The sequence below is a fragment of the Psychrobacter pygoscelis genome, assembly GCF_004335015.1.
GTDB classification, from domain to species: Bacteria; Pseudomonadota; Gammaproteobacteria; order Pseudomonadales; family Moraxellaceae; genus Psychrobacter; species Psychrobacter pygoscelis.
This window is the reverse complement of record NZ_RQRU01000003.1, coordinates 289,586-302,634: the sequence shown is the minus strand read 5'-3', so window position 1 is coordinate 302,634 and position 13,049 is coordinate 289,586. Positions and strand designations below refer to the sequence as shown.

The window sequence follows — 13,049 nt, the reverse complement described above, 5'->3', positions numbered from 1 at the left end:
TTGTCTTTATATGTCGCAATCATTCGTAAGTTAGTCCCATTATCAATTCTTCAATTAGGTTATTTCTTCAATTAGGTTATTTAACTTGTTCAACACTGTTGTGTATTGTCGTCGTATGAATCCATCAAATAATATTAATACTTTACTGTCTGCTCATAATGGGCAATCAGAGGTTGCTCATTTGTCTATTAATAATATAACCATACAGAACCAGTGTGCGCCAATAGATATGCATTCTAAGACGCCTCTTCGCCGAGGGCTAGCGTCTGCTGGGTCATTACTAGGTAAGGCAGGCACTGGTCTTGCAATAGCGACTCTGCCTACCACGCTGTGGGCTGCCGATACTATGGTAGAGCCAACGACTACCAATATTGTTCTGCTTATATTTTTCGTGGTTATGGCTATCGGTGTCTCTTTTATTTGTTCTATGGCAGAGTCGGTACTACTTAGCATGACGCCATCGTTTATTGCCGATATTCGCGAAGACAATCCCAAAAAAGCCTCAATGCTAAAAAGGCTTAAAGTCGATAATGTCGATCAGTCACTCGCCGCTATCTTGACGCTTAATACCATTGCCAATACCTTAGGGTCTATCGGCGCTGGTGCTCAAGCGACCATTGTCTTTGGTAGTGCTTGGTTTGGACTATTTTCTGCGGTGATGACCTTAGCCATCTTGACCTTATCTGAGATTATCCCTAAGACACTCGGTACAGTCTATTGGCGGCAGCTCAGTGGCTTGGTCGCTTATTTTGTACGCGGCATTATTGTCATCCTCTTTCCAGTCATTTGGTTATCAGAGCGACTGACCAAGCTTTTGGTCCGTGGCAAAGAGTCGCATGTATTTAGTCGCCGCGAATTTGCTGCCTTAGCGAGCGTTGGTGAGGAGTCCGGTCAGATTGATCCATTAGAGTCGCGAATTATCCGTAACTTACTAGCTTTTGGGGCGATCAAGGTCGAAGACATTATGACGCCGCGATCCGTCATGCAGGCTTTTGAGCAATCGATGACCGTTGCAGAAGTCTTGGCTGAGCGGCCTAAACTGACTTTTTCGCGCTTACCTATTTATGATGAAGAGCTAGACGACATCAAAGGGTTTGTGCTAAAAACGGATATGCTGCTTGCTAAAGCCAATCATGCTATGAATAAGCCCTTGATACAGTTCAAGAGGGATATCACCTTCGTATTTTCTAAAATGAAGCTATTTGATTTGCTAGATTTGATGTTAAAAGAGCACATTCATATTGCGATTACGGTAGGAGAGTACGGTGAGGTTAAAGGTTTAGTGACTTTAGAAGATGTTCTTGAGACTTTATTAGGGCTTGAGATTGTCGATGAGATTGATAGAGTAGAGGACATGCAGGCGCTGGCTCGGCAATTGATGGATAAGCGAGTAGAGCGTTTAGGTATGAAGCTCAATGATGATGAGATCTATAATGATAGCGTCAATCAGTAAGCTCACTAACAATAAAAACCGTGGAGCAGACGCCGCACCGTGTTCATCGCCACTGTTACTTAGTACGCCGCTATAAATCTTAAAATAACGGCAATAAAGCCAGTATTTATTTTATTAAGGATTATTTTGCATAGCCTTTTAAAATAGTGATTGGATATTCATAAACAAGGGTTACACTTGTTGTTACATCACTGTTATATTAACGTGCTAATCTAAACTATTAGTGAGTACTTATAATGCTTTAGAGTGCATTGATTTCGAAGGATTGGCTAGCATGTTGAACTTTGATAATGCGGTTGAATCCAAGCGAGCTTTAAATATGGTTAAGCACATTGACATCTGAAGAGTTTTTTAAAGTTGGTTGTCGGACTTATCAGTGCCACACCTTTAGCGTCAATCAGATATTGATAGCGCGCCCCTTAGTTTAGGAACGTCCTTATGGCTTTTATAATGAAAAGTAATTTATTAAATGCTTCTATCTTTCGTACTGTATTTAGTTTGGCAACTGCCAAACGTGCAATGCGCGGTTTAAGCCTAATAACAGCTGGAACCATAGCTGCTGGCACAGCGGTGTCAGCTCAAGCTGCACCCATTACTGAAAGTGCAGTACAAGGGTATGCCTCAGCGATGAAGGCGGCCGCTAATAGTAAAAATATTAATCAAGTTGCAAGACTGGTCTCAGATGATGCTTTAATCTCATTGTCTCGTAAAGGTAAGACGACCAGCCTAGATAAAGACGCTTACTTAAAGTTATTACAAAGCAGCTGGAATCAGACGCAAAACTATCGTTATGAGATTACAGTTAATAATATAGTAACTTCAGGAGAGCAAGCGAAAGCGGATGTCAAGACTGTCGAGACTTGGGTCAAAGATGGTCAAAACGTTAGTTTTGTGACTTCCTCGCGCGTTACCCTTGGTTCGGGTAGTAATAATGCCATATTACTTAGAGCAGTCTCTCAAGTTACTATCAATTAACAACTAACTTAGCAAGTGAGGAATAACTATACTGCCAGTAGTTAATTGACTAATAGTTCAGTTAGTATTTATTGGAATAATTGGTTGCTGATTTGCCGTATATGCTCGTTATTAATCCAGTGCTATTTATAATGAATAATTAATTTTGCCCTAAGTCCTTTATACGCTATTGTTTTAGAGGGTTGTAGCAATATATTTTGATAATACTGATGTGTTAATAGTTGTCATATCTTGGTATAGACACTAGCTATACCATCCACCCACTTTTAATAACTTACTAAATGAGTGGGTTTTTACTTACCCAAATTGGTATTTGTCGTTATAATCTTCAGTCAAACCTACTGTAAGTTAGCATATTAACTGCTAAGCCTAATAAAAACAGCAAGCTCGTGTTATATTCAGTATTTAACTTAGGAAATCGACATAACGTAGTAGGATTAATTAGGGATGCCAAGGTTTCAGACGCTCACAGCATCCTTTTCAATTATCGATTATATTTAAGTCATTTAGGAAGCCTTATCAATCATGTCAACTGTCCCGTCTACCTCTCGCGCTTTATCCGTAGTTCCATTAAAACAATTAACGCTTGCTATCTCAGCAATTTTACTGGTCAGCGGTTGTAGTAATACCAGTAGTGTTAATGGTCCGGTAGTGACGAACACTCGTCCTGTCGTCAAGCAGCGGCCAGCGGCCAGTTCTTCAGCGGCAGCGAATGCGCAACAAGGATCAGTGGGTACTACGCCTGCAGACGGTGACTTCTCTACTGCCTTTTTGGACGAAGAAAGCTTAGATGAGCTAGCAGATTTGCTTGAAGCTACCGATATGACCATGGTTGAGGATAATAAACTGGCGATCCAGAAGTATGGTGACTTATGGAATAGACTGCGAGCAGGCTATCGCATGAATCATGGCCAGTATGGCTATAATGCTCGAATTGAAGCTCAGAAAAGCTGGTTTTCATCTCGTCAAGATTATCTAAATAGATTGGCAGCGCGTTCAAGTCGTTATCTATATCATACGGTAAGAGAGGCTGAGCGCCGTAATATTCCAACAGAGCTTGCCTTGCTGCCAGTGATTGAAAGCTCGTATGACCCTAGCGCGACCAGTAATGCAGCTGCTGCTGGCTTATGGCAGTTTATCCCTAGTACAGGGCGTATCTATGGTCTAAATCAAAGCAGCACTTATGATGGTCGCCGTGATGTCATTGAATCTACTCGCGCAGCTTACGACTTTTTGACAGCGTTGCACAATCAGTTTGGTAGTTGGGAGCTTGCACTGGCCGCTTATAATGCCGGACCTGGCCGAATCCAAAAAGCAATCGATAGTAATGCAGCGCGTGGTCTTCCTACTGATTTTTGGTCGTTAAGCCTACCCACAGAGACTCAGAACTATGTGCCTAGATTTTTGGCTGTAGCAGATATCGTCGCAAAGCCTGAGCAGTATGGGGTCTATCTACCTGCTATTGCTAACCGCCAACATTTCCGTAGTGTGCCGGTCAATTACGGTATTAGTTTGGCTGAAGTGGCACAAGTCACCGGTGTCAGCGTTGATGAGCTACAAAAGCTAAACCCAGCGCTGATTGCATCACGCATAGACTCTTCAGGACCACAGCGAGTGGTCATTCCTAACGATGTCAATGTCAATCTGGATGCAAAAATAAGTGCGCTCGGTGGTTATGGCAGTGCCGGTACTATGCAGGCACAAAATACCCCTGCTTATAACAATAAGCCTTATGAGAGCTCATCATTACCTTCTGACTCTTCAGCCCTCGCTGAATATGCAGCAAGTGCTAGCGTACCTAAGCAGACGACCAGCTACATTTCTCCTGTAAGTACTCCAAATAGTAGCTCTGTCTATAGTTCGCAGACCAATGTCGCTCAAGAGCCGCCAGTGAGCAGCAGCGAGATGAATAAGATTAATGCAGAACTCAAAAATAGTAATAGCTTGCCGACAACTTCAGCGCAGGTCACACAGAACAATACCATCGTGCAAGAGCCACCGTTAAGTGATGCTGAGCGCGACTTTATTGCCAAGCAGATTCAGCAGCAGACGCCGAGCGTCTCTGAGGTAGTAAGCCCTGTTGATGGTAATATTAAACTATCTGCTGTACAGACTCAGCAGTCGATATTAGAGGCCAAAGGTGAAGAGAAAAAGCTGAGCTTTAGTACGCCCAATAACCCAGTAGCCAGTAAGCCAAAGCCGCAAGGTAAGCGTACTACCTATACAGTCAAGCGCGGCGATACGCTGTCGAATATCGCTAGTAGAGCTGGGGTTAACTGGCGTGATATCGCGGAGTGGAATCAGATTGACCCTCGTGCCAATCTACTGGCGGGAAGTACGCTATATCTTTACAATGCCAAGCCAATTGCGCCGTTAAATACTAGCAGTAGTTCCTCGTCTAATAGTGCTACACCCTCACGTCCTGATAGCTATGTCGTTCAGTCTGGAGACACTCTCATTGGTACAGCCGGCCGCTTTGGTATGTCTGTCAGTGAGCTGGCCAGCTATAATAATCTGAGCAGTTCAGCGGAGCTGCTACGCGGTCAGCGGCTTTGGCTAATCCCAGGTAAAGTATCAAAAAGTACATCTAGTAGCTCTTCAAGCGCTACTACGTCAAGTAGTAACGCAAGTAGCAGCAGCTCAAGTTACAAAGGTAATACGACTACCTATACTGTAAAATCTGGTGATGGACTAATCGCGCTCGCCCGTGAGTTTGGCGTCTCAGTAGATACCCTAGCTGGCTTAAATGGGCTATCTACTAGGGATAACCTCTATGTGGGTCAGCGTCTTAAAGTTCCTGCTACCACGACGGCTAGTACTGCAGCTAGCTCCAGCGCATCAAGTAGTAACAGTCGCTCTAACTATGACGGAGCGACCAGCTCTTATACTGTGAAGTCTGGTGATGGCCTGATTGCGCTCGCCCGTGAGTTTGGCGTCTCAGTAGACACGCTGGCTGGCTTAAACGGACTATCTACTACCGATAACCTCTATGTGGGTCAGCGTTTGAAAGTGCCTGCTAATAAGGGCACCTCTAGCAGTACTCAAAGCTCTAGCAATAGTCGCTCAAGCTACAACGGTCCTACCTCTTCGTACAAAGTGGCATCTGGTGATACATTGATCGGCATTGCTAACAAGATAGGCGTTAGTGCAGAGCAAATTGCTGCTATTAACAGCTTTGATGCCAAATCACAGCTTCAGCGTGGTCAAACGATCAAACTACCCGTAAGCCAAGATAAAGTGAGTATTCGGCTTAATGATGAGCCAGTTAAGTATAAGGTAGCTTCAGGTGATACTTTAACTGGCGTAGCTGCACGATATGGTGTATCAGTCAGCGACTTGGCGGCAGCAAATAATATCTCCACGTCGGCTAATCTAATTCGTGGCCGTACCATTACCATTCCTGCTAAAGGCTCAGCAGCATCGTCAACGAGTCGCTCAAGCTCCAATAATACGCAGTCGTCATCAACCTCGAGCAGCGCAAGCACTGGATCAAAGCTCTCCAATACTGAGCGCTACAAAGTGCAATCTGGCGACAGTCTCATTGGTCTTGCTCGTAAATTTGGTGTGTCTGTCGATGATCTAGCGGCCACCAATAATATAGCGAGTAATGCACAGCTACAACGAGGCCAGAGCTTACAAGTACCGAAAGTGACTGTTAGCTATAAGGTGCAAAGTGGTGATAGCTTGATTGGCTTAGCGCGCAAGTACGGGGTATCTACCAAAGAGCTTGCTGATATGAACAATCTTGAAGCCAATGCACAGCTGCAACGCGGCCAAACCTTGACTGTCCCTAATCGTTAGTGGTTAATGATTAACAAGCTAGTAATAGAATGCTCTTATTCCAAAAAAACGCTGCTCATTTAGGCAGCGTTTTTTTTGGTGATAATGTCTTCACTGGCAACTAGCAACGAGATTCAGTATTAGACAGTCTGCGTCTTTATCGACTCAAGATAGCTACGAATATTGCTCACGTAGTGCATACACTGAACGTAGCGACCATTCGACTTAGCGTGATCACTTAAATAGGCATAGACATTCGCCCAACTGTTTTTATCTTGACCGGCTGCCTCAAGCTTACGCTGGATACTTTTTACTGCATTTGGACCCATATTGTAAGCCGCTAGAGCAAACCATAAGCGGTCAGTTTGGGGTACATCTGCAAACTGCGCTTTCATCTCTTCTAGATAGCGCGCGCCGCCGCTGATACTTTGGGTTGGGTCCACGCGGTCTGATACGCCCATAGCTTTAGCGGTGCTATTGGTCAGCATCATAAGCCCTTTTACACCGGTGGGTGATATCGCATTGGCATTAAGGTGTGACTCTTGATAGCCCATAGCGACGAGCAGCTGCCAGTCATGATTGTACTCGCTAGCTTGCTCTTTAAATAAAGACTGATAATCGGGCAGTCTATCTGACAATGCTTTATTAAAATGCTGTTGATTATAGGCATCTTTTAATAAATTTTGATTATAAAATGCCGCCAGCTTTTGGGTGTTCTCTACTTTTACATTGTCACATAAGAAGTGACTGGCTTTTTGCGATAGAGGATCATCAGCATCGGCGAATGTCCAGCTAACCTTAGGGTGCAGTCCATTCGCTGTCAACTTAGCATCCTGACCGCAGCTTAGATTCATTGATGCTAAGGCAAACTTATTGATCTCTTGGGTGCTTGAGGTGGTCAATGCCAAATCAGCTTCCCCTCTTTTGACGGCAGCTAACGCCTGAGCATCAGTGGTATATGTCTTAAGATTAATGCTAACCTCAAGCTCATTGGCATAGCTTCGTGCCAAATCATAGCCGAAGCCATGTTGGAAGTTGTCCGTTGCAAAAAAAGTACTGTCACCCGGTACCGAGGCGATAGTCAATGACTTATTTACCATGACGCGGTCAAAGGCATGGACACCGTTGCCCGTCGTCGTAAGACTCTTAGCTGGTAAGGACAATAAAGCAATACTTGATAGTTGGACAATTTTTTTGGTAGTTGAAAAGCGATTAAATACGGCAGGCTTACTTGTAGTGTTCATATCACTGCGCGTCTTGCCGACGAACTTCTTAAGTCGTCTGCTGGCGCTTTGCGTCGATACTTTGACACGATAAGTAATACGATGCATGTATGTCTCCTAGATATAGCCATCTAACTCACTGGTACTACAGCACTTGGGGATTTATCAAATGATAAACGTCAAGTCGGCTTAAGTAGATGTAGACTTTATCTTCATACGAGGCTCATTTAGCACTATATTGATCATAGGCTGATAAAGCTCTAAAGATAAGTCCAATCAGAAAGACTGGCTCAGTACAATCTCGACGTTGGTCTAACTATCGCCCACGTCATAGTACTGCCCCAAGCTTTCTCAGAGTAAGGTCATGAATAAGTTAACCGTGGCTCAAGATATCTCAATGATCAATAAGGGTTTATAGAGTCATTGATAGCAGCTGATTCTAGCTACTGATATACCTTGTCTGGCTATTGATAAAGCTAAATATCATTCAAGTATTCAATTTATGAGATTGACATGCAGAATTGATAAATAGTATTAAATAGCCTAGCCTCAGGCAGAACTACTCAGCCCATGATTAACATATCTATCGTTATGGGCATTATGAGTAGGACGGCAAGGATTATTGATAGGAACTATGCTGGTCGAATAAGGCACGCAATGATACTGCTACTTGCTAAATAACCGCATCGAGCTATAAAAGGCACAGCCTGTTAATAATCGATTTAACTGATGGCTGAAAGAATTGGAATGCTCATGACAACACAATTTCTTACAACTTTTCTCAGTTGTTAATATGCGGCTTAACGAATGAATATTCAAGGTAGGATTAGTGAAGGACGATAAAACACAATAAAATTATAACAAGCGGTAACTTTATTAGTGAATTTAGTCCTATACTGTTCAACATAGGTTCAATGGTAATTAGAATATCTAATTAACAAATAGAGCTGTTTAAGCAAGTCATTTTTGCAAACGCTCTATTTATTTTAACTTTTATCCCTTACTAGAAAAGCACTGAGAGTCAATATCAAACGGGATTAGCAATATCGGTAAAGCTGACCTCCAACAATAGCTCTCGCTGAATCAGCTCACCTAATGCCTTAATACCGCCGCGCTCTGTCGCATGATGACCGCAAGCAAAGTAATCCACTCCAAGCTCTCGAGCGCTATGAGTGGTACGCTCTGAGATCTCACCCGAGATAAAGGCATCGCAGCCCATGAGCGCCGCTTGGTCAATCATATCTTGCGCTGCGCCTGAGCATAGAGCAATCTTTTGTAGTTGTCTATCTGCGCCTTCAGAGCTACCAAAGATTACCAAGGGGTCGCGGCTTAATACTCGGTGCAACTTACTCTGAAAGTCAGACGTACTAATAGGGGCGCAAGTGGCAATATTGCCCACAGGATGGCTTTCTTCGGGATATAAGCCTCCTGTTATCTCAAGATCGAGCTGGGCTGCTAAGACAGCATTATTGCCAATAATTCGATGTGCATCTAAGGGAAGATGATAGGCCAGTAGGGAGATACCGTGCTGCATGAGCTTGTGAATTCGGCGACCTTTCATCCCTGTGAGGGCAGAGGGTTCACCTTTCCAAAAGTAGCCATGATGGACAAGTAGGGCATCTGCGTTTTGCTCAATCGCGGCATCAATAAGTGCTTCACAAGCTGTCACTCCAGTGACGATACGACGAATAGGCTGCTGTGCATCGACCTGCAATCCATTGGGGCAGTAGTCTTTAAAGGCATTGGCTTGTAGGTATTGGTCACACCATTTTGCTAAGGCAGTTGGGCTAACCCCTTGCTCTGATTGATGAGAGCTTGTAGAGGTATTGTCATCTCTGTCGTTACTTATAAGGCTTACTGATGGTACATCCAAACTCATAATAGCTCCAATTAAAGTGATAAGGTAATGATTTTAGAGGTAATGGTATTTTGTTAAAAGTGCTTTTAAGTAGCTATATTATAAAGTGAAAATTTTAAGATAATGGCAAGAGTTTAAGCCCATTAAATGCTCGCTCTAGTCAAAGAGAACTCGCTTTAAGATAAATTAGACTGTTGTCATCATGCTATTTGAAATATAACAGCGGGCCACTATAATAGCCGTTAAGCGAAAATTAAGTATGATACTATCGCTGGTAAGTAATGAGAAAGCCTGCAAAAGTTTACGAAGAATACTATCTAGAGTCATTAGCCCTAACCAGCCATGAAATATTTCTGTAAATACACTTAACAAAAGCCATTAAAAAAGGCACGAGTGTATTCTGTGAATGCTGATGCTAGATGGTAAACTATGACGCTGGTATAGGATGCACGTGGCTAATTACTGATAAGCGATATTAGTACTTAATTTACCTATTCTGTTTGTTTCTACTATTAAGATTACTCCCATTATTGAGGGGTAGCTCCCAAGAGGTCTATCTATGGCACGGTCCGCGAACAATAATAAAATATCTTTTTGGAAATGGTTACCTTGGCTGTTATTACTGGCAATGCTGACGGCTTTTGCTTGGCTATTTATAGACAGTCAAAATAATAAAAAAGATACTTGGGAGCCGCCACGTGCTGAACAGTCGCCAGCTGAGCGACTACAGACATCTGACAAGCCAGCACCCGTAACCTCTTATCATGATGCGGTTGCTAGAGCCTCTCAGTCGGTGGTCAATATCTATACTACGCAAGTCGTTAATAATCATCCTTATATGGATGATCCTGTGCTGCGACGCTTTTTTGAGTTTCATGGTGGTATGCCCCAGCAAGAGCACGGCGAGACTAACTTAGGCTCGGGGGTTATCGTCTCTGCTGACGGCTTTATCGTGACCAATGCGCATGTGATTGAAAAAGCTGATGAGATTACGGTAGCCTTTAATGATGGCCGCAAGAGCCGAGCTAAGGTTATTGGTACTGATCCCGATAGTGATCTTGCTGTCATCAAAGTTGAGATGAGTGGACTTACACCGCTGGCATTCCGTAAAGCGCCTATTGAAGTCGGTGATGTCGCACTCGCTATTGGTAACCCATTTGGCGTAGGTCAGACTGTGACGCAGGGCATCATCTCAGCGACAGATCGTACTGGTTTAGGCGTTAATAAGTTTGAAGACTTCATTCAGACTGATGCGGCTATCAACCCGGGTAACTCAGGTGGTGCTTTGGTCGATGCTCATGGCGAGCTGGTCGGTATCAACACCGTGATATTCTCGCGCTCAGGTGGCTCAATGGGTATTGGCTTTGCCATCCCAACAGGGCTAGTGGAGCAAGTAATGAATGCCATTATTCAAGATGGCCGCGTGCGCCGAGGCTGGCTTGGTATCGAGGTCCAATCTCAGCTCCGTGACCCAACGCAGCTAGAGACAACGACAGGCGTTGAGGTGCTAAACGTCATTCCAGGCAGCCCATCAGCGAAGAGTGGTCTGCAGGTCGGTGATGTGATCCTGAGTATTGATGATGTCGAGATGACTGATGCTAATACTCTGATTCAATATGTCGCTCGAAAGTCACCCGATACTATTTTGAATGCGCAAGTGCTACGTAAAAATGGCAATCAGCAGGTCAATAAGCAGATTCAGATATTACTTGCGGAGCGACCTGTACAAGACAGCCCTGAGATACCCCTTATTGAAGAGCCATACTTAGAAGAGCCGCAACTGGATGTGCCCAATAGTAGAGCGCAAGAAGCACCGATATCTGATGAAGAGCGCGCGCGACTACGTGAAGAGCTTATTGAGCTGTTTGAGCATGATATGCGTAACCGCAATGGTCAGTAAGTAAGCTATGAGCCTAGAGCGTACGGACTTATTTAGCAGATGCGCTAATAAAGCTCATTACCATCTATTAAAAAGGGAGCCGTATGAGGCTCCCTTTTTTGTGGCTAGAGTATTGACTGAATGGGATAAGCAGCTGTGCTTAGTATTTGATGGTTTGCTTAATCCATATCAGTCTGGAATACGCTCATGACTGATATGGATGACCCCTTGAACTCGGCAGCAGCAGGGCAATATCTCATCTTCGTCAATCATAGCAAGCGGTGCTGTGGGGTAATCGACTGGGTGTGAGCCTGAGATCAGCTTGACTCGGCAGCTGCCGCAGTAGCCTTCTTTGCACTGAAACTCTACATTGTGCCCTGTACGCAGAAGGCCCTCAAGCAAGGTCTCATCTTCATGCAAATAAAACTGTGTCCGACTGGTCTTGACCCAAGTCATAATTCACCTTTGATGTTGCTGTGGACAATATCGTGAACGGCTTATTCTTTAAACCTTACTAGCAAATTGAGACAAGCTAATGATAGCTGCTTATGATGCTACTTAGCGTCTGCCCCAATCCACTATTTCTAATGCTTAATTTTTAGCACTTAACTCAAAATTGTGAGCTATAAATTACAGCTCAAAGTCATCGAAGTCGCTGTTTGATAAGTCTGAATCGATCTGACCGACCAGATACGAGCTGATTTCAGTCTCTTGCGGCGCGACCTGAACATTGTCTGATGACAGCCAAGTATTAATCCACGGAATGGGGTTGGACTTGGCATTCGGGAAGATGGCTGGCAGGCCGACCGCTTCCATGCGCAGGTTAGTAATGTACTCGACATACTGGCACAAGATGTCTTTATTTAGGCCAATCATTGAGCCATCTTTGAACAGATAGCCCGCCCAAGCTTTTTCTTGCTCAGCGGCTGCGCGGAAGATCTCGATACTCTGCTCATGGCAGTCTTTGGCGATTTGCTCCATTTCAGGATCATCTCTGCCTGAACGCAAAATGTTAATCATATGCTGGGTACTGGTCAGATGCAGCGCTTCATCACGAGCGATAAGCTTAATGATTTTAGCATTGCCTTCCATCAATTTACGCTCAGCAAAGGCGAATGAGCAGGCAAACGACACATAAAAGCGAATGGCTTCTAGGACATTGACCGCCATTAGGCATAAATACAGCTTTTTCTTAAGTATCGGTAAATCTACCGTGACCTCATTACCATTAATGGTGTGTGTGCCTTCGCCAAATAAGCTATAGACCTGTGAATGCTGATACAGGTCGTCGTAGTATTTGGCGATGTCTGAGGCGCGGTCTAGGATGTTTTTGTTGTCCATAATATCATCGAACACCAAGCTTGGGTCAGTGACGATATTACGGATAATATGGGTATAGCTGCGCGAGTGAATGGTCTCGCTAAATGACCACGTCTCAATCCAAGTCTCAAGCTCAGGGATAGACACCAGCGGTAACAGTACTACATTGGGGCTGCGACCCTGGATTGAGTCGAGCAGAGTCTGGTACTTGAGATTGCTCAAGAATATGTGCTGCTCATGCGTCGATAGATTGCCAAAATCAAGGCGGTCTTTGGACACGTCTACTTCTTCTGGTCGCCAAAAGAACGACAGTTGCTTTTCGATCAGCTGCTCAAAGATCGGATGCTTCTGTTGATCGTAGCGGGCGACATTGACGGGCTGACCAAAGAACATCGGCTCGGTTAGGGCGTTGTTTTTGGTTTGGCAAAAGATGGAGTAGGTCATGGGTATTACCTTGATGCGTTTGGTTGGGTCTGGTTATGATTAATAAGTAGTGTGGGTGCAGCGTTAGCACGACTCACAATATATTTAAATTAGGGGGCTATCTTAAAGCCTTAAAGC

The 13,049-nt window shown here is 44.1% G+C and carries 8 protein-coding genes; 4 read left to right on the top strand and 4 right to left on the bottom strand.

Annotated elements, in window-relative coordinates; translation table 11 throughout:
- Positions 1 to 346: 346 nt before the first annotated feature.
- From EGV92_RS09505 to EGV92_RS09495, 3 genes are all read left to right on the top strand, one after another.
- Positions 347 to 1,453 carry a CNNM domain-containing protein gene (locus tag EGV92_RS09505; protein ID WP_131669089.1) on the top strand — a complete coding sequence of 369 codons (1,107 nt, stop codon included), beginning with the start codon at positions 347 to 349 and terminating at the stop codon, positions 1,451 to 1,453.
- A 450-nt stretch (positions 1,454 to 1,903) separates the two neighbouring features.
- A complete protein-coding gene (locus EGV92_RS09500) occupies positions 1,904 to 2,428 on the top strand; it encodes a hypothetical protein (protein ID WP_242678679.1) in 525 nt (174 codons plus the stop codon).
- A gap of 525 nt (positions 2,429 to 2,953) precedes the next feature.
- Complete coding sequence (locus EGV92_RS09495; protein WP_131669015.1) at positions 2,954 to 6,229, top strand: LysM peptidoglycan-binding domain-containing protein; 3,276 nt, start codon at positions 2,954 to 2,956, stop codon at positions 6,227 to 6,229.
- Positions 6,230 to 6,348: 119 nt separating this feature from the next.
- On the opposite strand, the gene EGV92_RS09490 is transcribed toward EGV92_RS09495, so the two are convergent.
- Together EGV92_RS09490 and EGV92_RS09485 are read right to left on the bottom strand one after the other, a co-directional pair.
- Positions 6,349 to 7,539 (bottom strand): MltF family protein, encoded by a 1,191-nt coding sequence (locus EGV92_RS09490; RefSeq protein ID WP_131669014.1) that lies wholly within the window; start codon positions 7,537 to 7,539, stop codon positions 6,349 to 6,351.
- Between the two features lie 919 nt (positions 7,540 to 8,458).
- The gene (locus EGV92_RS09485; protein WP_131669013.1) at positions 8,459 to 9,310 is read right to left on the bottom strand and encodes a Nif3-like dinuclear metal center hexameric protein; all 852 of its coding nucleotides are present in this window, start codon (positions 9,308 to 9,310) and stop codon (positions 8,459 to 8,461) included.
- 538 nt (positions 9,311 to 9,848) lie between these two features.
- Here EGV92_RS09485 and EGV92_RS09480 point away from each other — a divergent pair.
- Positions 9,849 to 11,189 carry a S1C family serine protease gene (locus EGV92_RS09480; RefSeq protein ID WP_131669012.1) on the top strand — a complete coding sequence of 447 codons (1,341 nt, stop codon included), beginning with the start codon at positions 9,849 to 9,851 and terminating at the stop codon, positions 11,187 to 11,189.
- 168 nt (positions 11,190 to 11,357) lie between these two features.
- Here the strand turns inward: EGV92_RS09480 and yfaE are convergent, their stop codons facing one another.
- Both yfaE and nrdB read right to left on the bottom strand, forming a co-directional pair.
- Positions 11,358 to 11,624, bottom strand: a complete 267-nt coding sequence (gene yfaE / locus EGV92_RS09475) for a class I ribonucleotide reductase maintenance protein YfaE (RefSeq protein WP_131669011.1) — start codon at positions 11,622 to 11,624, stop codon at positions 11,358 to 11,360.
- A gap of 174 nt (positions 11,625 to 11,798) precedes the next feature.
- Positions 11,799 to 12,932: a class Ia ribonucleoside-diphosphate reductase subunit beta gene (gene nrdB / locus EGV92_RS09470; protein WP_131669010.1), complete on the bottom strand. Its 1,134-nt coding sequence runs from the start codon at positions 12,930 to 12,932 to the stop codon at positions 11,799 to 11,801.
- Positions 12,933 to 13,049 lie beyond the last annotated feature (117 nt).